The following is a 23,201-nucleotide window of genomic DNA, read 5'->3' as shown; positions in this document are numbered from 1 at the left end:
GGTCAGCGTGAGACATACCGGTTCCCCGTCACCCAATAGCGCCACGGATAATCCCGGGCTTCTCCGCTGTTGTCAATCCCGATTCTCGGGCCTGTTGATATATGTTCAGGCGTAAAGCCCTCCGTAATATACAGCGGCGGTTCCGTGATCATGCCGCCGTAGTCGTTCATTGAAATGCCCATCGCCTTCGTCAGTTTTCCCGGGCCGTTTGTCCACTCTCTCGGGGGTCTGCCCGGTCTCCTGCTCTCCATCAGGAACTGTCCTTCATGAGGCTCCGCCGCCCTGATTAACACGGCCTGCGGAATGCCGATGTCAGCGGCGACGACGTTCATTAATGTATGAGTGTGCATGACGTATGTATAAATGCGGCCCGCCTCATGGAACATAATTTCCGTCCGTTTCGTGCGCCGGTTGCCGAAGCTGTGCGCCGCCCGGTCATCCGCTCCCATATAAGCTTCCGTTTCCACGATAAAACCTGAAGCCGTTCCCTCATCCGTCTCCTTCACCAGGAGACAGCCGAGCAATAAAGGGGCAAGCTCCACTGACGGTCTCTGGTAAAATTCAATCGGCAAAGGCTTTCCTTCTCCCGCCATTTGCCTCCCTCCTTTCTGAATATAGCGATTTCCTCTTTCACGTTTTTCACTTCTTTTTTACAATATAAACATGAAAGAAAAAAGGGCATCATTGTTGAACACTCTATTGCGTTTTAAAAATCGGCCCGGTATAATATGATGGTTCAAATGAAAATGATTCTCATATTCAATAAATACCGGACAATGATCATAAAAGTAGGTGAATTGATTTTTGAGCGATTCTGTCACGTCCGCAAGCCGTCTGATCAGCATCTTAAAAAACGGGGTTTTCTTCCTGATCGCGGTGATCGGGCTGCTTGTTTCTATTTTTTTCGCCGTCTCATTCGGCGCGAAAGACATTACTTTACATACGGTTTGGTCGGCTGTTACTGATTACAATCCGAACATGACGGGCCAGCAGATCATTCATGAATTGCGTCTTCCGAGGGTGCTCGGGGCGGCCGTTACAGGAGCCGCTTTTGCCGCAGCCGGCGCCCTCATGCAGGGTGTCACGAGAAACCCGCTTGCCGATTCGGGTGTCTTAGGCGTAAATGCGGGCGCCATGTTTGTTGTTGCGCTCAGCTTTGCTTTTTTCCCTCATTTGTCATATGCCCTGCTGATGGTGATGTCATTTTTGGGAGCACTGGCAAGCACCGGCTTGATTTTCTTTATCAGTGCGGCGGGAAAAGGCAGCATGTCACCTTTAAAGGTGACGCTTGCCGGGGCGGTCGTGGCCGCGCTCTTACATTCACTCAGTACCGGTGTGGCGATTTATTACGATTTAAGCCAGGATTTGGCCTTCTGGTACGCCGGCGGGGTGTCGGGGATCAAGTGGGCTCATTTACAAGTCCTTGTTCCCGTGATTGCGGTCTTCATCATTCTCGCGACATTCATGGGCCGGTCCGTCACCCTTCTCTCAATGGGAAATGACGTGGCGGCGAATTTAGGGGTGAACACGGCTCTCACGCGTGCCGCCGGATTAATGATCGCCGTCGTTCTTGCCGGTGTGTCTGTTTCCGCTGCCGGCGCGATCGGCTTTGTCGGGCTGGTCATCCCCCATATCGCCCGCAAGATCGTCGGCGTTACGTACAGGCTGATTATTCCGATGTCCGCGTTACTCGGCGCGATTCTTTTGATTTTGGCCGACTTGGCCTCACGCACGGTCAGTCCCCCGAGAGAATTGGCGATAGGCATCATGGTCGCACTTGTCGGTGTCCCTTTCTTTCTTTATATTGCCCGCAAGGAAGGGAGAGACTTATAAATGAAAGTGCAGAAAGAAACAAAAAAAGCGGCGGCGGCAGGTCTCGTTCTGCTGGTCATCGCCGTTTGCATTATTCTGATCGGGCTGCATACGGGCTCATTCCGGCTTTCTCCCCTCACCGTGGGAAAAACGCTGTTCGGTTACGGCACGTTTCAAAGCACAACCGTTTTATTCGATTACCGGCTCCCCCGGATACTGGTGACGATGCTGGCCGGTATCGGCTTAGGCGTGTCGGGCGCTATTTTGCAGGGTGTATCCCGAAATCCGCTTGCCGATCCGGGCATTCTCGGACTGCATGCCGGCGCTTCCTTCGGTTTGATGATGTATATCACATTCTTTCATTCCCTGGAGGCGCAGGCGTCGATGTTCATCCCGCTGTTTACGTTTGCGGGCGGAACACTCGCCGCCCTGCTGATCGTAGTGCTTACGTACGACAGGCTGAACGGTTTTTTAACGATCCGCATGCTGTTGGTCGGGATCGCCGTTTCCGCGGGCTTCAGCGCCGTTACATTGTTTATGTCGCTGCGCCTGAATGAAGAAACTTATACATTCGCTTCCCGCTGGCTGGTGGGAAACGTCTGGGGCAGAGATTGGATTCACGTGTGGTCGCTATTGCCCTGGATCGGCATTCTCGCACCGCTTGCATGGCTTAACGCCCGTTCTTTGAATATTTTAATGCTCGGTGACCAGGCAGCCGCGGGGCTCGGCGCACACGTGCAGAGAAAAAGGATCATGCTGATCGCCATAGCGGTCGGCTTGTCCTGCGCGAGCGTCGCGATGGCCGGCGGAATCGGCTTTATCGGCTTTGCCGCCCCTCACTTGGCAAGACGGCTCGTCGGCACCATGCATCAGCATATTATTCCGATTGCGGGATTAATCGGCCTTGTCATTCTTGTCGCGGCAGACACCATCGGCCGGTCTTTGTTTCAGCCGAACGCCATTCCGGCCGGCGTGGTTGCGGCAGCCATCGGCGCGCCGTATTTTCTCTATCTCGTCATGAAAATCAAATCATAAAACAAGGAGTATTCCCATGAAAAAAACAATTGCGCTCATCAGTTTCATGTGTATTTTCTTACTGGCTGCCTGCCAATCCGATTCATCACAGCCGGAGTCAAAAAAGAAATCCGGCGATCATAAAATCGCTTCGATGTCCATTCACCTGACAAATGATCTGCTGGCTCTCGGCGTTACACCTGCCGGTTCCGTCGTGGGCGGAGAATTAAAAGATTTTCTCCCTCATGTGAAAAATCAGCTGAAAGACACGAAAAAACTCGGACCTGCATCAGACCCGGATATGGAAGCTTTACTTGAGCTGAATCCAGACAACATTTATCTTGATAAAGAATTTGCGGGAAAAGATGTGTCAAAATACAAGAAAATCGGAAACACACACGTTTTCGACCTTGATAAAGGCACATGGCGCGATCATTTAAAAGACATCGGAAAAATCGTCAACCGTGAAAAAGAAGCTAAAACATTTATTCAAGATTACGAAGATGAAACAAAACAAGTCAGATCCATGATGAATAAGGAATTAGGGAAAAACGCCAAAGCCATGGCGATCCGCGTGAACGCAAAAGAGCTTCGCGTCTTCAGCACACGCCGCCCGATGGGACCGATTCTGTTTGACGATCTGAAGCTGAAACCGGCTGACGGCATTAAAGAAATGAACACCTCCCGCCCTTATGAAGTCATTTCTCAAGAAGTGCTGCCTGATTACAACGCAGATGCGATTTTCGTGGTCGTTAACAGAGACGACAAGTCACAGCAAGCTTATAAAGAATTGCAAAAAAGCGCTGTCTGGAAAGGGCTTAAGGCCGTGAAAGCAAACCATGTCTATAAAATTGCCGATCAGCCTTGGCTTGATTATTCGGCACTGGGAAATAAATTAGCAATGGATGAAGCGAAAAAACTGTTCCAAAAATAAACATGAGCCGGTTTTGCGAAAAGTGCAAGACCGGCTTTTTTATATTACCATTTACTTATATAAATATCTGCTTATATAATAGTGTAAAAAAGGAGTGAGCGCATGGAACGGCGGCATAATGCTTTAAGTTCCGAAGGGATCAGCCAGTGCCTCAAACTTCTAAGCGACCCGACGAGGCTTTTGATGCTGAAGCTTCTGGAGGATAAGGAATATTGTGTCTGCGAGCTGACGGCTATTTTTCATATAAGTCAGCCCGGCATCAGCCAGCACTTGCGGAAATTAAAGAACGCCGGCCTTGTGCGGGAAAGACGCGAGGGCCAGTGGCGGTACTATGCCATTCATCCGTCCGGACCGGAATACGCGCTGGTTTGCTCGATTCTGCAGCAGATAGATGAAAAGGACGAAGTTTTACAGACATTGCGGCAAATAGAAGTCACTGTTACATGCCGGTAAGGGGGATATATTCTTGGGAGTTGCGGTTTTATCAGCGCTGATTTTTGTGCTGACACTTGTGTTTGTCATATGGCAGCCGAAACATATATCAATCGGCTGGTCTGCCTGCGGCGGAGCGGTCCTCGCTTTGATCGCCGGAGCAGTCAGCCTGCACGATATCGCGGAAGTGACGGGGATCGTCTGGAATGCGACACTCGCCTTTATCGCCATTATTATCATTTCATTAATTCTTGACAGTATCGGTTTTTTTGAGTGGGCCGCGCTGCATATGGCCATGGCGGCCAAAGGCAGCGGGCTGCGGATGTTTCTCTATGTGTCGGTCTTAGGGGCTGTGGTCTCCGCCCTGTTTGCCAATGACGGAGCGGCGCTCATTTTGACGCCGATCGTACTGGCGATGGTGCGGGCTTTGAATTTACCTGAAAAGCTGGTTTTACCGTTTATTATCGCCGGAGGATTCATCGCCGACACCACCTCGCTGCCGCTCGTTGTAAGCAATTTGGTCAATATCGTATCCGCCGATTACTTTCATATCGGGTACATTGAATATGCATCACGCATGCTGGTGCCCAACCTCTTTTCTTTGGCGGCAAGCATTTTGGTGCTGTATCTCTATTTCAGAAAAAACATTCCGAAACGGTTTGACACCAGCCTTGTGAAACATCCTGCATCCGCCATTAAGGATGAGCGCCTTTTCCGGTTATCATGGGCTGTCCTGGCCGTTTTATTGATCGGGTATTTCGTCAGCGCGCTGCTGTCGATACCCGTTTCCTTCGTTGCCGGCTCCATCGCGGTCATTTTTCTCATTCTGGCGCAGCGAAGCCCCGCCGTCCCTGCGAAACAAGTCATCAAGGACGCCCCGTGGGCCATCGTGTTTTTTTCTGTCGGCATGTATGTTGTCGTGTACGGCTTGCGGAATGCCGGACTGACGGATCTTCTTTCTCAGCTTATTCAGAAAGCGGCGGATCACGGATTGTTTGCGGGCACACTCGGAATGGGTTTTATCGCTGCGATCCTCTCCTCCGTTATGAATAACCTGCCGACGGTGATGATTGACGCCATAGCCATCAGCGGAACGGACACTCACGGGCTGCTGAGAGAAGCATTGATTTACGCGAATGTTATCGGTTCTGACCTCGGGCCGAAAATCACGCCGATCGGGTCGCTGGCGACATTGTTATGGCTCCACGTGCTGAGCCGGAAAAACGTGAAAATTTCCTGGGGAATGTATTTCAAAACAGGTCTGATATTAACCATTCCGACGTTATTCATCACCCTGATCGGACTTTATTTATGGCTGTTATGGCTCGCTTGAGATGAAAAACCTTTTAAGTTGAATCTTAAAAGGTTTTTTTGTGTCAAAAATCCGAAAAGTTAAACTTTTATATTTTAAAAGTATAGACATTTAATTTCAAAAGATTATAATATTCATGAAAACGTTTTAACTTTATGAAAGAAGGGATTCCTCATGAAAAGAATTTTATTAGCCTGCAGCTCAGGCATGTCCACCAGCCTTCTTGTCACGAAAATGCAGAATTACGCCAGCTCCATCGGTGAGGAGGCCGAGATTTGGGCAGTCGGACAGGATAAAGCAAAAGAAGCGATGAAAGACGCAGACGTCGTACTGATCGGCCCGCAGATGAGTTTTTTAAAAGGCGAGCTTCAAAAAGAGGCGGACCCGCTTCACATCACCGTTGATGTGATTGATATGATGGCATACGGCATGGGAGACGGCAAAAAAGCATACGAACAGGCCGTTGCCTTGATAGAGAACAAATAAAGGAGGCGATAAGCATGGAAACGTACACGGATGAACAGATCAGTTTTCAGCTGATTCTTCACAGCGGCAATGCCCGCAGCTGTATTATTCAATCGATACGCGCTTATAAAGACGGCCGGCCAGATGAGTCAGACACCTTTCTGACAAAGGCTGAAGAAGAACTGGGAAAAGCGCACGACATCCATTTTCAGATGATTCAAAAAGAAGCCGGCGGCGCCAAAACGGATGTCTCTCTGCTTTTTATGCATGCTGAAGATCACTTAATGTCAGCGCTTTCAATGAAAGAGATCGTCAAAGAAATGCTCGACTTATTTCAATCAAAGAATTTATAAAAAGCCGGGGGTGAAGACGTGTTTGAGAAAATCAGCCAATTCCTTGTTCCGATCGCGGGCAAATTAAACAATAACCGCTACCTGCAAGTCTTACGGGATGCTTTTATGCTGGCGTTTCCGCTGACCATTTTCGGTTCGGTGTTCGTCGTGCTGACGAACCTGCCGTTTTTAAACAAAATCATGAGCAGCTCCGCCCTGTCTGTCTTTCAATCCGGATTTGGCGGCGCTTCGACGGCGACGATGGGGATTATGTCCATTTTTGTCGTCTTCGGGATCGGCTATTACCTTTCCAAAAGCTACGAAGTGGAGGCCGTATTCGGCGGAGCGATCGCATTGGTTTCTTTTCTGCTGCTCACCCCTTTCGTCTTAGAGCCGGAAACGGGCAAAGCGGTCGCAGGCGTCATTCCGGTTGACCGGCTTGGAGCAAAAGGAATGTTTCTCGGCATGATGACCGCGTTTTTGTCAGGTGAAATCTACAGAAGAATCGTTCAGAGAAACTTAACGATTAAGATGCCTGCCGGTGTTCCTCCGGCTGTTGCTAAATCGTTCGCCGCATTGATCCCGGCTTTTATCACGCTTACTGTCTTCCTCTTGATCAACGCGGCTGTCACCCAGATCTTTCACACCAATCTGCATGATGTCATTTATCATACGGTTCAAGCCCCGCTTGTCGGACTTGGAAGCGGCATCATTCCTACATTAATCGCTGTTTTCTTTATTCAGATTTTATGGTTTTTCGGACTTCACGGACAAATCATTATTAATTCCGTGATGGACCCGATCTGGAATACATTACAGGTCGAAAATTTGGCTGCGTATACAGCGGGAAAAGAGATTCCCCATATTATTTCTAAGCCGTTTATGGAGATTTACACCGTCGGAATGGGCGGAACCGGAATGACATTGGCCATAGTGATCACCATCTTGCTTTTTATGAAAAGCAAACAGATGAAACAGATATCCAAACTCGGTCTCGCGCCGGGCATTTTCAACGTCAATGAGCCGGTTATTTTCGGTTTGCCGATCGTGATGAACCCGATCATTATCATTCCGTGGGTGATCGCGCCGATGGTTGTCACGCTCGTCACCTACCTGGCCATGTCGGCGGGGATCGTGCCCCCTCCTACCGGCGTGACCGTGCCCTGGACCGTCCCCCTTTTCATTAACGGGATTATGGCGACCAATTCCGTCATGGGCGGCATTATGCAGCTGGTCAACCTCTGTATTGTGTTTGTCATCTGGTTCCCGTTTCTTAAAGCGCTGGACAAATTAAATATGGCAAAGGAAAAAGAAGCAGAGACCGAGCAGCATGCCCGGGATGACAGCATGAGTATGTAATCAAAATCGCAGTAAGGGAGAGAAATCAATTGACTGAATCAAATATTCAATATCGTTTTCCGGAAGGATTCTGGTGGGGGTCTTCCGCCTCCGCCACCCAAACAGAAGGCGCCGCCGACAGAGACGGAAAAAGCCAAAACATATGGGATTACTGGTATGAAAAAGAGCCGAGCCGTTTTTTTAACGGCGTCGGCCCCGGCGACACGTCACGTTTTTATGATCAATACAAGGAGGATATCCGGCTGATGAAAGAAATCGGCCACAACTCCTTCCGGCTGTCTATTTCCTGGTCAAGATTGATTCCGGACGGAACTGGCGAGGTCAATCAGAAAGCGGTCGCGTTTTATCAGGACGTCATCGATGAAATGCTTGCCCATCGCATTGAGCCGTTTGTCAATTTGTTTCACTTTGACATGCCGCTTGCCCTTCAGCGTAAGGGGGGCTGGGTCAGCCGGGACACCGTTGACGCGTTTGAACATTACGCCAAAACCTGCTTTTCGCTATTCGGTGACAAAGTGAAAAAATGGTTCACTCACAACGAGCCGATTGTGCCGATTGAAGGCGGCTACTTATACGACTTTCACTATCCGAATCACGTTAATTTTCAAGAAGCGGTGCAGGCCGGCTTCCATACCCTGCTGTCGAATGCAAGGGCTGTCAAAGCCTACAGAGAATTGAAACAGGACGGACAAATCGGAATCATTCTGAATCTGACGCCTTCTTATCCGAGAAGCTCACACCCTGAAGATCTGAAAGCATCCCGGATTGCCGACGCCTTTTTCAACCGCTCATTTTTAGATCCCGCCGTAAAGGGCGAATTTCCTGAGGAGCTTGTCGAGATTCTCAAGGCAGAAGGCTTTCTGCCGCGTTACGAGAAAGAAGATCTCCGCCTCATTCAGGAGCATACGGTTGACCTGTTAGGCGTGAACTACTACCAGCCGAGACGCGTCAAGGCAAAAGAACATGTTCCGAATCCGCACGCCCCTTTCCTGCCTGAGCGTTTCTTCGATCCGTACGTCATGCCCGGACGGAAAATGAACCCTCACCGCGGGTGGGAAATTTACGAAAAAGGAATCTATGACATTCTCACCAATCTCAGAGAACATTACGGAAATATCGAATGTTTTATTTCCGAGAACGGCATGGGAGTTGAAGGCGAGGAACGCTTCCGCGATGAAAACGGCATCATTCAGGATGATTACAGGATTGAATTTATCCAGGAACATCTCAAATGGGTGCATCGGGCCATCGGAGAAGGTTCAAATGTTAAAGGCTATCATCTTTGGACTTTCATGGACAACTGGTCTTGGACAAATGCTTATAAAAACCGCTATGGCTTTGTATCTGTCAATCTGGAAAACGGGGGCGAACGGACCGTCAAAAAAAGCGGCCGCTGGTTCAAAGCCGTTTCCGATCAAAACGGATTTTAACAGATGAGGAGGTACGGCCATGCTTGGAGGTATTGAAGCCGGCGGCACGAAATTTGTCTGTGCCGCCGGACAAAAAGACGGCACCATTCTGGACAGAGCGGAGTTTCCGACGGGAGAACCGGATGACACACTCAGACAGGTCATCCGTTACTTTACAGATTTCCCGATAGAAGCCATCGGCATCGGGTCGTTCGGACCGATTGACATCCGCCCCGACAGTCAAACATACGGGTGCATCACCGCGACGCCGAAGACAGCCTGGCGGAACTGCCCTATTCTTCAAACGATCAAAAGCGCTCTGGATATTCCCGCAGGCTTCACCACCGACGTTAATGCGGCGGCGCTCGGAGAAGCTTCTTTCGGCGCGGCCAAAAACTCGGACAGCTGCCTCTATTTGACGGTCGGCACTGGCATCGGAGCGGGCGCCATCATGAACGGCAGATTTGTTCAAGGGCTGTCTCATCCTGAAATGGGCCACATTTATGTCAGAAGACACCCTGACGACGGCTACAAAGGCAATTGCCCTTACCATACAGATTGCCTGGAAGGCCTCGCGGCAGGTCCCGCCATTGAGAAACGCTGGGGGAAAAAAGCATATCTGCTGGCGGATCAGCAGGAAGTGTGGGAGCTTGAGGGCTATTATATTGCCGAAGCGCTTGTGCAGTATATTCTCATACTTTCGCCGGAAAAGATCATTCTCGGCGGGGGCGTCATGAAGCAGCATCAGCTGTTCTCTTATATCCGTCAGCACGTGAAAAAGCGGCTGAATCAATATATTGACCTGCCCGACATTGAACACTTCATCGTTCCCCCTCAATTAGGGATTCACTCCGGCGCGGCCGGTTCGCTCGTATTGGCGGAGCGCGCATTAGAGACGGCAAACCGGGAGGCGGGAAAATGACGAAACTCTTATTTTTGGAACCGGTTTTTAAAGAAAGATTATGGGGCGGGACGAAGCTGCGCGATACATTCGGGTATGAGATTCCTTCTGAGCGGACGGGAGAGTGCTGGGCGATTTCAGCTCATCCGCACGGTACATCCATCGTGCGGAACGGGCCTTTTTCCGGAACATCATTACACCGTCTCTGGAATGAACACCCTGACCTGTTCGGACATCCGAAAGAAGACGCTTTTCCCCTGCTCACAAAAATTCTTGACGCAAATATGGACTTATCCGTGCAGGTTCATCCGGATGACGCATATGCACATCGGCATGAAAATGGAGAACTCGGAAAAACGGAATGCTGGTACGTGTTGGACTGCAAAAAAGACGCGGAGCTCATTTTAGGGCACCGCGCCCAAACGAGAGAAGATTTCGTTCGGCTCATTGAACGAAACGAGTGGGATCACCTGCTCCGCCGCATCCCCATTAAGCCCGGCGACTTTTTCTATGTCCCGAGCGGCACACTGCACGCTTTATGTGAAGGTACGCTCGTTCTTGAAATCCAGCAAAGCTCTGATGCCACCTACCGGCTTTACGACTATGACCGGACGGATGGGAACGGGAATAAACGCGAGCTTCATCTTGAGAAAGCAATTGACGTAACAGACATTCCCCATACCGATGAAAATGTAAAAAGCACAAAGCATCGGATCGGAGATGCTCTTATTACGATACTCGCCGAAACACCTTTCTTTTCAGTTTATCAATGGGATGTGAGCGGGAAAGCATCATTCCCCGCACCCGGCCGGTATTTACTCGCAAGCGTCATTAAAGGACGCGGAGAACTGGATGGATGCCCCGTTCACAAAGGCGATCACTTTATCATGCCGGCGGATTCCGGAGATTTTGTTATAGAAGGAGATTGTGAGGTTATCGTTTCACATCCTTCATCATCTTAAAAATCAGGAGGTCTTTTATATGCTTAAAAAGTTAGCAGTCTGCCTGTCTATCGTTTTATTACTCTTAGGAGCCGCCAGTCCGATATCGGCTCACACCGTTTATCCCGTCAACCCAAATGCCCAGCAGACGACAAAAGATATCATGAACTGGCTGGCGCACCTGCCCAACCGTTCAGAAAACAGGGTCATGTCCGGAGCGTTCGGCGGCTACAGCGATGTCACTTTTTCAATGACAGAGGAAAACCGCTTGAAAAACGCGACGGGACAGTCTCCCGCCATCTACGGCTGTGACTATGGGAGAGGATGGCTGGAAACAGCGGATATCACCGATACTATCGATTACAGCTGCAACAGCAGCTTAATCTCATACTGGAAAAGCGGCGGCCTCCCTCAGGTCAGCCTGCATCTCGCAAATCCGGCCTTTCCATCCGGAAACTATAAAACGGCCATCTCAAACAGCCAGTACAAAAACATCCTGGACCCTTCAACTGTGGAAGGAAAACGGCTTGAGGCGCTGCTCAGCAAAATCGCCGACGGCCTTACTCAGCTGAAAAATCAAGGCGTCACCGTTCTGTTCAGACCGCTGCATGAAATGAACGGCGAGTGGTTCTGGTGGGGGCTGACAGGCTACAACCAAAAAGACAATGAGAGAATCTCGCTGTACAAAGAGCTTTACAAGAAGATATACCGCTATATGACAGAGACAAGAGGATTGGATAACCTTTTGTGGGTGTATTCGCCGGATGCCAACAGAGACTTTAAAACAGACTTCTACCCAGGCTCATCTTATGTGGATATTACCGGTCTGGACGCTTACTTCACTGATCCGTATGCGATATCAGGCTATGATGAAATGCTGTCTCTGAAAAAACCGTTTGCCTTTGCCGAAACCGGTCCGTCCGGCAATATCGGAAGCTTTGATTATGCTGCTTTTATTAATGCGATCAGGCAAAAATACCCTCAGACCGCGTACTTTTTGACATGGGATGAACAATTAAGTCCGGCGGCCAATCAAGGCGCGCAAAGCCTTTATCAAAACAGCTGGACGCTGAACAAGGGCGAAATATGGAACGGCGGGTCCTTGACGCCGATCGCGGAATAACCGCTTCTTTTGAAAATCGGTTTTAAAAAACGGCTCTGCTGGGCATATTGTTACCGTTCAAAAAGGAGGGTTCAACAATGGAAAATAACAAAAACAGCAAAGAAACGCTTTCCAGTAAGACGACCGGTAAAGGCGAGTCAGAAGACACGCTGACAAACCGGCAGGGCCATCCGGTCACTGACAACCAGAATGTCAGGACAGTCGGCAATAGAGGACCGACGACATTGGAGAATTATGATTTTTTGGAGAAAATCAGCCACTTTGACCGCGAACGGATTCCCGAGCGCGTCGTTCACGCGCGCGGCGCCGGCGCACACGGATACTTTGAGGCGTACGGAAGTTTTGGAGACGAGGAGATTTCTAAATATACAAGAGCGAAAGTGTTTCAAAAGAAAGGAACGAAAACTCCGGCGTTTGTGCGGTTTTCTACCGTCAACCACGGGAAGCATTCCCCGGAAACATTGCGTGATCCCCGGGGTTTTGCCGTTAAGCTTTATACCGAAGACGGCAACTGGGATCTGGTCGGCAACAACCTGAAAATCTTTTTTATCCGTGATCCGCTGAAGTTCCCGGATCTTGTGCACGCATTTCAGCCTGATCCCGTTACGAACATTCAGGACGGCGAGCGTATTTTCGACTTCATTTCCCAATCACCGGAAGCGACTCATATGATCACTTTCTTGTTTTCGCCGTGGGGCATCCCGGCCAACTACCGGCAGATGCAGGGCTCAGGCGTCCATGCCTACAAATGGGTCAATGAAGAAGGAAAAGCCGTGCTCGTCAAATATCACTTTGAACCGAAACAAGGCATCCGCAACCTGACACAGAAGGAAGCGGAAGAGATTCAGGGGAAAAACTTTAACCATGCGACACAGGATTTGTATGAAGCGATTGAAAAAGGCGATTATCCTGAATGGGAAGTGTATGCGCAAATCATGACTGATGACGAGCACCCCGAGCTGGATTTTGATCCGCTTGATCCGACCAAGCTGTGGTATAAAGACGATTTCCCTTGGAAGCCGATCGGTAAATTGGTTCTGAACAAAAACCCGGAAAACTACCATGCCGAGGTGGAACAAGCATCATTCGGAACGGGCGTGCTTGTGGACGGCCTTGATTTTTCAGATGACAAATTACTTCAGGGGCGGACATTCGCCTATTCAGATACCCAGCGGTACCGCGTCGGCGCAAATTACCTGCAGCTTCCGATCAACTCGCCGAAAAAGCATGTCGCCACCAACCAGGAAGGCGGGCAAATGCAGTATCGTGTCGATCGGGCAGAAGGACAAAACCCGCACGTCAACTATGAGCCGTCCATTATGGGAGGACTCACCGAAGCAAAGCAGGATGGGAAAGACCATACACCTCATGTCGAAGGCGATGTGAAGCGGGAAGCGATCGACCGGCCGAATAACTTCGGCCAGGCCGGAGAAACATACCGCAGATTTTCGGAATTTGAACGGAACGAATTGATCACAAACCTGGTCAATACGCTTTCTTCCTGCCGGAAAGACATTCAGGATCAAATGATTGAGAATTTCACAAAAGCAGATCCGGACTACGGAAAACGTGTTGCGGAAGGGCTGAAAAAAGCCTCCGAAAGCAGCAGCGGCGGGCCGATCGGCACTACAGATACGGCCCAAGCCGCAAAACAGGCTGAACAGGAAAGCCATCCGTCTGATCCGTATTAAATAAAAAAACAGGACAATCGCGTCCTGTTTTTTTTTGAGCTAATTCAGCTCCTGTATATTCTGCTCCGCCGCGGCCGCAAATACTTTCGGCTCCGGACGGTCAAGATCTTCATGGAATAAACTTACTTTGTGAATCTGCCGGTTGTCGTACAGATGAAAGTAGTAGTTTCCGGTGTCACAGCACATGACCGACGTATACTGCGTATAATCAATTTCATTCTCCTCTGTGATCACCGCGCCTTTTGGAATATTCACATTGGACAGCACGTGAAAAGCGGCCGTAACGCCATCCGTTTCATGGGCGGAAGGCTCTAAATGCTCTTTCAGATAAGCGGCTCTGATGAACCGGGATGGCGGCGTGTAATCACCGGGAAGCCCGATCGTTCCAGATCCTTGGCCGAAAGCGGTTAATGTCATTCCGCCCAATGTTTTGCTTTCTGACTGCTGCGGCCTGATTCCGATATAATGGCGCAGATTGGTCACATGCCAAGGAAATTCCGGACTGTTGGTCATCACTCCGGGTTTGTTGTCATATACTTTCATTCCCTCCGGTGTCGGCTCGATGACAATGCAGCCGCCCGTGCGGTCTGATAAAATCCAATGAAGAGGCAGCACCGTATCCAATAACATTAACTTCTTCTCTACAATCGTCAGCATTGAGAGCTTTTCCTTTATGTCTTCAAGAGAGTCACAGTTTGATAAGGCCCAGGTGACAAACTCATGAGGAGCAATGTGACAGGTGCCCTCCCGTTCCGCTTTCTCGTATCCCGCAAAGCCCGGAAAATACAGCGTCGCACACGACAGCCCTTTTTCATTTACGCCGTCGGCAAACAGAACATTGCCGAGATTTCTCCCCATGCCGATAAATGCGTATTTCGTCTTATGCATCCTGCCGTCAGCTTCGCTTTTCCAGCTGTACTGACGAGGGTAAAGCACGACGTCCGTACCGAGCTGAAATGCAAAATCCATCGTTCGCGCCAATAGGTGATTACCGTCTGTCGTTTTCAATGTAAGACTTGTACACATATCATCAATCCCCTTTTCATTAATGAAATTTACACAAAGTAAACTATTCTTTCAGCTTAACGAATAATGGCTCCATTCGTCAAAAGATTGACACATTTCTCCTTCATACATATTAGTCCGTAAGCATATCCATGCCTTTTAACCCCTGGCAAATCGTTTTGGCGGCAGTGTTTGTTCCGTTTTTCAAAAAAACTTTGAACGGCTGTCAGCGAGGCTTTACAATGTTTTTCCTGCATGCTGGAATTTGTAAACGGCAGGTCAATCTGTTAAGCTATGTCTTTATGTTAAAGAAGAACATACGGAGGAGATTATCTATTGAAAGTAGAAAGGCGAACGATTGAACATATTCCGCATGACGAAAGACACGGAAAGGCTAAAGATTTATTCCCCGTCTGGTTCGGGGCTAATATGCATATTACGACGTTAGTCACAGGCACACTGCCCGTTACAATGGGACTCGATCTCTTTTGGAGTATCGCCGCCATTATAATCGGAACCTTTATCGGCGCAATCTTTATGGCGTCTCATTCCGCACAAGGACCTCAGCTCGGAATTCCGCAAATGATTCAAAGCCGCGCGCAATTCGGCGTGATCGGAGCGATTCTGCCCCTCTTTTTGGTCATGTTTATCTACCTGGGCTTCTTTGCGAGCAGTACGATTCTCGCAGCCGGTACACTGAGCAGCTTTGTCCCGATTCCGGCTTCATGGTGTATTATCGGCTTAAGCGCCATCTGTTTTTTACTCACGATCTACGGTCATGATCTGATTCACAAAATGCAGAAAATCCTCTCTTGGACCTCCTTTGCCGTTTTTTTTGCTGCAACAATTCTTATTTTTCAACTGCCGATTCCTTCAGGAAGCTGGGTGCCCGGCTCATTAGATCTGCCTGTTTTTCTAGTGGCGGTCAGCGCGGTGGCCACATGGCAGCTGGCATACGCGCCATATGTCGCAGATTATTCCCGTTATCTGCCGGTCAAAACACCGGCATCGCATACTTTTTGGTACAGCTATGCAGGTACGTCAGTCAGTTCCATCTGGATGATGCTTCTCGGCGCCATTTTGACGACGGCGCTCCCGGAATTTACCGCTAATGCGGGAAATGAGATTGTCCGATTGTTCGGTCCGTTTTCCTTTATTATGCTGATCATCGTCCTGTTCGGGCAAATGGCGATCAACGTCTTTAATTTATACGGAGCCTTTATGTCAACCACGACTACCTTGGAGCCGTTTTTAAAACTGAAGGTGACGCCGAAAACGAGAGTGGTAATGATCCTTTGTGTGACGGCAGCGGGTACTGTATTAAGTCTCTTGGGCCAAAGCAATTTCATGGAACTGTTTTTAAATTTCATCTTTTTCATCAGTTATTTCTTAATTCCATGGACGGCGATCAACCTCGTGGATTACTATTTTATCCGACGCGGAAAATACCACGTCAAATCGATGTTTGACGTCAACGGACAATACGGCAGGGTCAATTGGATTACAGCGGCCGCCTTCGTTTTGTCGATTATATTAGAAATCCCGTTCATCAATACATCCTTTTACATCGGGCCGCTCGCTGAAATATTCGGCGGAGGCGACATTGCCTGGGTCATCGGCCTGGCCGTTCCGTCGCTGCTGTATTATGTCCTGATGAAATCAAGGGTAAAACAAAAAGAGGCGCCTTCCCTATGAAGACGCCTTTTCTTTATTCATATTCCTTCCATACACGCGGCAGCAGTTCAGAAAGTTCGTGCGCCAATAAGGTATGGGCGGAGCGCTCTTTCGTCCATAATTCCGCACATTCGCCGTGAAGGCGGACGGCGTTCAATACGGCATGCTTCGGGTCTTGATGACAGCACAGCATGCCGAGAATCATTCCCGTCAGCGTGTCGCCGGTTCCGCCTTTTGCAAGCGCGCCGTTTCCGGTTGTATTCCTGCGGCATTCCCCGTCGGGAAAAGCGATAATGGTTTCGTTTCCTTTCAGGACAATCGTGACATGAAGCCGCTCCGCCCATTCCGCGGCATATTCCGCTCTGTTCTGCTGAATCTCTTGAATCGGAAGGCCTGTCATTCTGGAAAATTCGCCGGGATGAGGCGTCAAGATCACGGGAGCTTTCCTCTTCGGATAGGTTCTTTTCGTAATGGCGCCCGCATCCAGTATGACGGGATAATCGCCAGAAAGCAGCTGATCAGCCGCCTGCTGCACTTCGTCTGTTTGGGGAAGGCCCGGCCCGATGGCAGCGGCCCGGACGGTTTCCCCGGGCTGGCCCGCCGCGGCTTTTTTCCAGCCGTCCCGCCAGTACGTCGCTTCCGGCAGCACTGGGACGATAAGCGGAATGACGCCTGCCGATGTACCGATGACGAGCTTGCCGACACCGCTTCTCATCGCGCCCAATCCGGCCAAAAGGGCGGCTCCCGGCATGTCATCGCTCCCGGCCAGCAATAACGCCGTCCCGAACGTTCCTTTATGGCTGTCTGCCTCCCGTTTCGGCAGCGTATCTTTCACATCTTGTTCCGTCCAATCCATTATATTCATCTCTGTACCTCCTCTTCTGTCTCCTATTTATATTCCAAACAAGAAGAGATTTTAAACCGCACAAAAAAACAGCCGCTCGTTTGCGGCTGTTTATGTTCTGATCGGAACATCAAGACGGTAAAGCTTCCGGTACCTTTCGTTTTCTGCAAGCAGCTCTTGATGGGTTCCTTCCATTTCTGCTTTTCCATTTTCTAAAAAGACGATTTTATCAGCTGTTTCCACACCCGCTAAATGGTGTGTAATCCAGAGGATCGTTTTCTCTTTAAAAACATCAAAAATCGTATCAAGCAATTCACGTTCAGTGACCGCATCAAGGCCGACCGTCGGTTCATCAAGGATAATGACCGGCGTGTCTTGGAGCAGAATACGGGCAAGCGCGATCCGCTGCCGTTCCCCGCCTGAGAAACGAATCCCCGTCTCCTGCACGGACGTTTCATATCCGTCAGGCAGTGATTCAATATAATCATGAAGCTTCACTTGCCGAGCCGCACGCTTAACATCTTCATCACTCGCCTTGCCGTTTCCGAGCCGGATATTGTTCATAATGCTCGTGTTAAAGAGATGAGGTTTCTGATTCAAAACGGCCACCGCTGAGGAAATCTGCTCCTGCACGGCCGCAGTTTCCAGCCCGTTCAGCATCACCTTGCCCGAATCGGGAACTAAGGCGCCTTCAATTAAAGCGAGAGAGGTCGACTTACCGGAGCCGCTCCTGCCGAGCAGCGCCATTTTTTCCCCCTGGCGGAGAGTGAAGGAAAAACGGTCAAGCACATGACTGTGCTGATCATAAGAAAACGTCACGTTATCAAATGTAAGTGTCACATCAGATACATCCAGTTTCTCATCGGTCTGCTTCACCTCACGACTTCGCAGCTCCGGAGCCGCCTTACTCATTCTTTTGATGGAATCCTGATAAGAAGGCACTTCCGTCAGCGCATCCGAAAGGGGCAGAAACGCCTCCGTCAATGGAAATACGACAAGCACAAAGGCCGCGATCATCGTGTTGGCGATGCTGCCGTCCGCATACTGACCCGCCGTCCAGAACAGCATGATCAATATGAAGCCGCCGACAAGGCATTGCGCGGCGAGATCACGCCATCTCGTAAACCGCTGACGTTTGCTTTCAAGGTCAAACCATGCCTTCTCTTTCTCTTCATAAGAGGAAATAAAGGCCGCCTGTCGTCCCGAGAACATCCAGTCGCTCACGCCGAGCACGGCATCTGTCAGCCGGCTGTAGAGCGTATTCCGGCCGCTTTTCAGCCTCATGTTTTTCGCTCTCGTCACAAGAAGCGACACAACCGGAAACAATACAACCAATATAAACAGGTAAATCGCCGCAAAAGCGGCAAACGGCCAGGAAAAAAAACCGAGTCCGATAACGGATGCCGCATACAGCAGCAAAGCGGAAACCGCCGGGAAAATCGTTTTTAAAAACGCATCCTGCAAATGCTCAATATCCTCAGCCAAAATGCCGAGCATGTCGCCCGTCCGAAAACGGGATGAAAGCATGAGCGAGGCCGGCTCCAGCATATTGTAAAGCCGCACCCTCATGTCGGACACGATTTTCAAAATGATATGGTGTCCCGTCAGACGCTCGGCGTACCGTGAGACTGAACGGGCAATCCCGAACGTCCGCACGGCCACAATCGGAACGTACACCAGCAGGATATTCTCAGGCCTTGTCGCCGACTTAGAGATCAAAAAACCGGAAGTGAACATGAGAAAGGCCGCCGAAAAAATCGTCACCGCGCCTAAAAAAATCACAAGAACAAACAAACGGGCATTTTGCTTCATATACGGCAGAATCCATTCTTCTTTTCTCATGTTCTTTCCCCCAGTTGCGCCTTTACAAGTTTGGCGTATACGCCTTGTTTCGCCATCAATTCGTCGTGGGTGCCGATTTCCGCCACCGCGCCGTCATCAAGCACGATAATTTCATCCATCTCAAGCATCCAGTGAAGACGGTGAGTGGCCAGAAAGACAAGTTTGTTTTCAAACAGGTCTTCCATCGTTTCTTTTATTTCATATTCTGTTTCAATATCAAGGTGAGCGGTCGGCTCATCCAAAAGGAGAATCGGCCGGTTTCCTAAAAAGGCTCTGGCCAGCGCGACACGCTGAGCCTGCCCTCCGCTGAGCGTCCGTCCGCCCTCGCCGATCCGGCCGTCAAGACCGCCGGGCAGATCGCGGATCAGTCCGGAAAGACCCGCTGAATCAGCGGCGCGCGCCGTTTCCTCACGGGAAGCATCAGGATGATAAAACCGGATATTATTCAAAAGCGTGTCATCAAAAATGTACGGATGCTGCGGAATATAGAGCAGCTGCTTCTGCCAGCCGTCCGACTGAAGATGCGAGCGGGATTCACCGTTTACCTTGATCTCACCGGACGCAGGCTCTAAAAAGCCGCCCAGCACATCAATGAGTGTCGATTTTCCCGCACCGCTTTCCCCGATAATTCCGATTTTCTTCTTCCCTTTAAAGGACAGATGAAATTCAGACATCGATTCTCGGACGGACAAACGCGTAAGCTGTAATTCATCCCCGTCAGTCCACGTATCAAGTTCGAGCGGCTTTTCTTCTTTAAAACCGGGCTGCGCCAAAATCGCTTGAATGGTTTTCCCCGCCTCCTGCCCGTTTAACGTCGCGTGGTAATCATTTCCCACTTCGCGGACCGGGAGAAAATATTCAGGCGCGAGAATCAGCGCGGTCAATGCCGGACCGAGCAGAATTTGTCCGTCTATCAGCCGCAGGCCGAGAAACACCGCCACTGTCGCCACCGACAGCATCGTAAAGAAATCCAGGGCGAATGATGATAAAAACGCGACCCGGAGCGTACTCATCGTCGCCTTGCGGTATCTCTCACTGACATGAAAGATGTTTTTACTGTGTGATTTGCTTAATCCTAAAAACCGCAATGTCTCCAGTCCGCGGAGCGAATCCACGAAATGATTGGAAAGCGTCTGATAGGACTTCCATTGGCGATCGGCTTTTTTCTGCGCGACAAGTCCGAGCAGGATCATAAATACAATCAAAATCGGAAGCGCAAGAATCAGAATCAAAGCCGATGTTTTATCCTGAAAAAACACGTAAATAACAACGGCCGCCGGCACAATCGCCATGCTGACCATTTTCGGCAGAAACAGCTCTAAATAACGGCGGAACTGGCTGATGCCTTCCATCGCCAGCGTCACCATCCGGCCTGTCCCCTCTTTTTTCGCAAAGCGGGGGCCGAGACGGAACAATTGCTCAAGAAATCTTTTTCTTAAGTCTGCGCCGGTTTGCGCGGCATATTGGTATACGATTTTCTGCCGGACCGCTGTCACCGCATGCCGGACCAAAAACGCAAGCAGGAAAAAGCCGATAACCGGATAAAGAGAAGCAATCCGCTTCCCGTTAAATAATCCGGTTACCGCCTGGCTCAGCCATTCCGCCTGCAAGATGATGGCGGCCGTTTGTATAATCGTTAATCCCGTAATGATCGCAAGAATCCGCTTCATTCCTTTATAAAGAAACAGGTCTTTTCCCATTAATAAGTCATAGGCTCCTTATGGCTGACGCGTTTCCGGAAGACATAATAGCTCCAGATCTGACTGCCGATGACAAACGGCAGCAGAGTCAGTGCGGCAATTGTCATGACTTTAAGTGAATAATCACCGGATGACGCGTTAGCTACTGTTAAGTCATACGCGCTTTTCAGCGAGCTGACCATGACGCGCGGGAACAGAGAGATAAAAATCATCGCAACTGTCAAAGCAAGACCCGCGCCGGTCATACCGAATGCCCAGCCGTCTTTTTTCTTGCTCATGAACACAACAGCAAGAACGTTGCAGATGACAATCAGCACGAATACCGGAATCGTGATGTTTGCCCGGCGTGTAAACATATCCGTATCGTATGCAGACATCGCAAAGAAAGCAAGTACAACAAGAAAGATAACACCGATTACGCGTTTTGCCATTTTTCTCGCACGCTCTTGTAAATCACCGATCGTGCGCAGTGTGACAAACATTAAACCGTGCAGGAATGAAAGAAGGGTGACGGCTGCTCCGCCAAGGACGGAATACACGTTCACAATATCTGAGAAACCCGCATGCATATTCATATGGCCGTCAATCGGCATGCCGCGGAACAAGCTTGTGAAGATCAGGCCGAATACAAACGGCGGGATAAGGCTGCCGAAGAAAATCACCCAGTCCCATGTTTTGACCCATTTTAAATGATTCACTTTTCCGCGGAATTCAAACGCCACCCCGCGGCCCATTAAAGCAAGAAGGATGATGATAAACGGAATATAATATCCGCTCAGCATCGTCGCATACCAGTTCGGGAATGCCGCGAAGATCGCTCCCGTACCTGTCAGCAGCCATACCTCATTCGCATCCCAGAACGGGCCGATGGTGTTAATCAGCACTCTGCGTTCTAATTCATTATGGCCAAGAAATCGGGTCGAAATGCCGACACCGAAATCAAAACCTTCTAAAAAGAAAAATCCGACAAACAAAACTGAAACGAGTACAAACCAAAGATCATGAAGTGACCCCATGGTAGACCTCCTGACTGAACGGATCCGTTGATACAGGAACATCCTTGTGATCATCATGGTCCGCACCTTTTTTAATTTCACGAACGAATAGGAAAACAAGCAGCGCGCCTAAAATCAAGTACATGACGCCGAAACCGATAATTGAAAACAGCAGAGATCCCGTCGTTACGTTAGGCGAAACGGATTGTGCGGTTGTCATTTGCCCCATAACCGTCCACGGCTGGCGGCCGATTTCAGTCATAATCCATCCGGCAGAGTTCGCAATGAACGGGAATGCGATCAGTGCGATCATGCCCCGTAAATACCACTTGCTCGTATGAAGCTTTTTGCGGCGGTTCAGAATAAAGCCTGCAATCGCGGCAAAAATCATAAGCGCACCCGCTCCCGCCATAATGCGGAAACTCCAGAACGTCGTTTTAACAGGCGGGATATAGTCGCCTTTTCCGTACGTTTTTTCATATTCTTTTTGAAGTGTTTTCATCCCTTTCACACTGCCGCTGAACTTCTGGTAAGCCAAGTAGCTGAGTGCGTAAGGAATTGAAATTTCTGATGTGTTTTTTTCTTTATTCGTATCAATATTCGCAAAAGCCGTCCACGCGGCAGGATCACCGCTGTCATCCCAAAGCGCTTCACTGGCGGCCATTTTCATCGGCTGCGATTCCATTAAATGCTCAGCCTGCATGTGTCCGCTGAACGCAACGCCGATACCGGCGATCAGACCGACAATCATCGAAAGCTTGAAAGATTTATGGAAGAAAGGCACTTCTTTTTTCTTCAATAATTTAAATGCGCTGACACCGGCGATAAAGAAAGCACCCGTCGCAAGCGCTCCGAAAATGACGTGAGGGAATTCAACCCAAAGCTGAGGGTTTGTCAAAAGCGCTCCGAAGTCATTCATTTCCGCGCGGCCGTTTTTAATCGTAAAGCCGACCGGCTCCTGCATGAATGAGTTTGCCGTCAAAATCCAGAAAGATGACATAATCGTTCCGAAGGATACAAGCCAAATGCAAAGCAAATGCACTTTTTTAGATAAACGGTCCCAGCCGAAAATCCATAATCCGATAAAAATAGACTCCATAAAAAACGCCAAAAGCGCTTCAATCGCAAGCGGAGCCCCAAATACGTCCCCGACAAAACGGGAATAATCAGACCAGTTCAATCCGAACTGGAATTCCTGAAGAATCCCTGTGACGACGCCGACAGCAAAGTTAATTAAAAAGAGATGCCCCCAAAATTTAGCCATTTTGAGATAGGTCTCTTGTTTTTTGACAACATAAAGCGTCTCCATCAAAGCAACCATAAACACAAGCCCGATAGACATAGGCACAAACAAGAAGTGAAACAATGTTGTAGATGCAAATTGAATGCGGGCTAATACCAACTCACTCATGATGT

Annotated in this window: 21 protein-coding genes; 14 read left to right on the top strand and 7 right to left on the bottom strand. The window is 49.5% G+C overall.

The window, feature by feature from the left end:
• Positions 1–2: 2 nt before the first annotated feature.
• Complete coding sequence (locus SB24_RS10840) at positions 3–593, bottom strand: DNA-3-methyladenine glycosylase (protein WP_003150858.1); 591 nt, start codon at positions 591–593, stop codon at positions 3–5.
• A 241-nt stretch (positions 594–834) separates the two neighbouring features.
• Between SB24_RS10840 and SB24_RS10835 the strand changes: the two genes are divergently transcribed.
• The 13 genes from SB24_RS10835 (at position 835) to katX (ending at position 13,725) form a co-directional block, all read left to right on the top strand.
• Positions 835–1,833 carry a FecCD family ABC transporter permease gene (locus SB24_RS10835; RefSeq protein WP_052250243.1) on the top strand — a complete coding sequence of 333 codons (999 nt, stop codon included), beginning with the start codon at positions 835–837 and terminating at the stop codon, positions 1,831–1,833.
• Positions 1,834–2,847: a FecCD family ABC transporter permease gene (locus SB24_RS10830; RefSeq protein ID WP_003150856.1), complete on the top strand. Its 1,014-nt coding sequence runs from the start codon at positions 1,834–1,836 to the stop codon at positions 2,845–2,847.
• A gap of 16 nt (positions 2,848–2,863) precedes the next feature.
• On the top strand, positions 2,864–3,760 hold the full coding sequence (locus tag SB24_RS10825) for an ABC transporter substrate-binding protein (RefSeq protein ID WP_039253345.1): 897 nt from the start codon (positions 2,864–2,866) through the stop codon (positions 3,758–3,760).
• 102 nt (positions 3,761–3,862) lie between these two features.
• Complete coding sequence (locus tag SB24_RS10820; protein WP_029972936.1) at positions 3,863–4,213, top strand: ArsR/SmtB family transcription factor; 351 nt, start codon at positions 3,863–3,865, stop codon at positions 4,211–4,213.
• A 13-nt stretch (positions 4,214–4,226) separates the two neighbouring features.
• Positions 4,227–5,525 carry an arsenical efflux pump membrane protein ArsB gene (locus SB24_RS10815; RefSeq protein ID WP_031379224.1) on the top strand — a complete coding sequence of 433 codons (1,299 nt, stop codon included), beginning with the start codon at positions 4,227–4,229 and terminating at the stop codon, positions 5,523–5,525.
• Positions 5,526–5,678: 153 nt separating this feature from the next.
• The gene (locus SB24_RS10810; RefSeq protein ID WP_003150851.1) at positions 5,679–5,990 is read left to right on the top strand and encodes a PTS sugar transporter subunit IIB; all 312 of its coding nucleotides are present in this window, start codon (positions 5,679–5,681) and stop codon (positions 5,988–5,990) included.
• A gap of 14 nt (positions 5,991–6,004) precedes the next feature.
• The gene (locus SB24_RS10805; protein ID WP_014306083.1) at positions 6,005–6,322 is read left to right on the top strand and encodes a PTS lactose/cellobiose transporter subunit IIA; all 318 of its coding nucleotides are present in this window, start codon (positions 6,005–6,007) and stop codon (positions 6,320–6,322) included.
• An 18-nt stretch (positions 6,323–6,340) separates the two neighbouring features.
• On the top strand, positions 6,341–7,660 hold the full coding sequence (celB, locus tag SB24_RS10800; protein WP_029972940.1) for a PTS cellobiose transporter subunit IIC: 1,320 nt from the start codon (positions 6,341–6,343) through the stop codon (positions 7,658–7,660).
• A 29-nt stretch (positions 7,661–7,689) separates the two neighbouring features.
• On the top strand, positions 7,690–9,090 hold the full coding sequence (locus tag SB24_RS10795) for a glycoside hydrolase family 1 protein (RefSeq protein ID WP_031379226.1): 1,401 nt from the start codon (positions 7,690–7,692) through the stop codon (positions 9,088–9,090).
• A 19-nt stretch (positions 9,091–9,109) separates the two neighbouring features.
• On the top strand, positions 9,110–9,991 hold the full coding sequence (locus SB24_RS10790; RefSeq protein WP_039253339.1) for an ROK family protein: 882 nt from the start codon (positions 9,110–9,112) through the stop codon (positions 9,989–9,991).
• Positions 9,988–10,932, top strand: a complete 945-nt coding sequence (gene manA / locus SB24_RS10785) for a mannose-6-phosphate isomerase, class I (RefSeq protein WP_029972943.1) — start codon at positions 9,988–9,990, stop codon at positions 10,930–10,932. The genes SB24_RS10790 and manA overlap by 4 nt, the downstream gene beginning before the upstream one ends.
• Before the next feature lie 19 nt (positions 10,933–10,951).
• Positions 10,952–12,034: a glycosyl hydrolase gene (locus tag SB24_RS10780; protein WP_014306088.1), complete on the top strand. Its 1,083-nt coding sequence runs from the start codon at positions 10,952–10,954 to the stop codon at positions 12,032–12,034.
• A gap of 77 nt (positions 12,035–12,111) precedes the next feature.
• Positions 12,112–13,725, top strand: a complete 1,614-nt coding sequence (gene katX, locus SB24_RS10775) for a catalase KatX (RefSeq protein WP_039253332.1) — start codon at positions 12,112–12,114, stop codon at positions 13,723–13,725.
• A 39-nt stretch (positions 13,726–13,764) separates the two neighbouring features.
• Here the strand turns inward: katX and SB24_RS10770 are convergent, their stop codons facing one another.
• A complete protein-coding gene (locus tag SB24_RS10770; RefSeq protein ID WP_039253331.1) occupies positions 13,765–14,751 on the bottom strand; it encodes a choloylglycine hydrolase family protein in 987 nt (328 codons plus the stop codon).
• A gap of 315 nt (positions 14,752–15,066) precedes the next feature.
• Between SB24_RS10770 and SB24_RS10765 the strand changes: the two genes are divergently transcribed.
• Positions 15,067–16,425, top strand: coding sequence for a purine-cytosine permease family protein (locus tag SB24_RS10765; RefSeq protein WP_014419229.1), 1,359 nt, complete (start codon positions 15,067–15,069; stop codon positions 16,423–16,425).
• A 13-nt stretch (positions 16,426–16,438) separates the two neighbouring features.
• On the opposite strand, the gene SB24_RS10760 is transcribed toward SB24_RS10765, so the two are convergent.
• The 5 genes from SB24_RS10760 to SB24_RS10740 all read right to left on the bottom strand — a co-directional run bounded on the left by SB24_RS10760 (position 16,439) and on the right by SB24_RS10740 (position 23,196).
• Complete coding sequence (locus SB24_RS10760) at positions 16,439–17,269, bottom strand: NAD(P)H-hydrate dehydratase (RefSeq protein ID WP_039253329.1); 831 nt, start codon at positions 17,267–17,269, stop codon at positions 16,439–16,441.
• Between the two features lie 90 nt (positions 17,270–17,359).
• Positions 17,360–19,090, bottom strand: coding sequence for a thiol reductant ABC exporter subunit CydC (cydC, locus tag SB24_RS10755; RefSeq protein WP_039253327.1), 1,731 nt, complete (start codon positions 19,088–19,090; stop codon positions 17,360–17,362).
• The gene (gene cydD, locus SB24_RS10750; protein WP_039253325.1) at positions 19,087–20,790 is read right to left on the bottom strand and encodes a thiol reductant ABC exporter subunit CydD; all 1,704 of its coding nucleotides are present in this window, start codon (positions 20,788–20,790) and stop codon (positions 19,087–19,089) included. Before cydD ends, cydC begins: the two co-directional genes overlap by 4 nt.
• A complete protein-coding gene (cydB, locus tag SB24_RS10745) occupies positions 20,790–21,806 on the bottom strand; it encodes a cytochrome d ubiquinol oxidase subunit II (RefSeq protein ID WP_003150830.1) in 1,017 nt (338 codons plus the stop codon). The genes cydD and cydB overlap by 1 nt, the downstream gene beginning before the upstream one ends.
• Complete coding sequence (locus SB24_RS10740; RefSeq protein ID WP_014306093.1) at positions 21,790–23,196, bottom strand: cytochrome ubiquinol oxidase subunit I; 1,407 nt, start codon at positions 23,194–23,196, stop codon at positions 21,790–21,792. Before SB24_RS10740 ends, cydB begins: the two co-directional genes overlap by 17 nt.
• Positions 23,197–23,201: the final 5 nt, after the last annotated feature.

The sequence above is a fragment of the Bacillus sp. Pc3 genome (assembly GCF_000815145.1).
In the GTDB taxonomy this organism is placed as follows: domain Bacteria; phylum Bacillota; class Bacilli; order Bacillales; family Bacillaceae; genus Bacillus; species Bacillus velezensis.
This window is presented reverse-complemented; position numbering and strand designations above follow the sequence as displayed.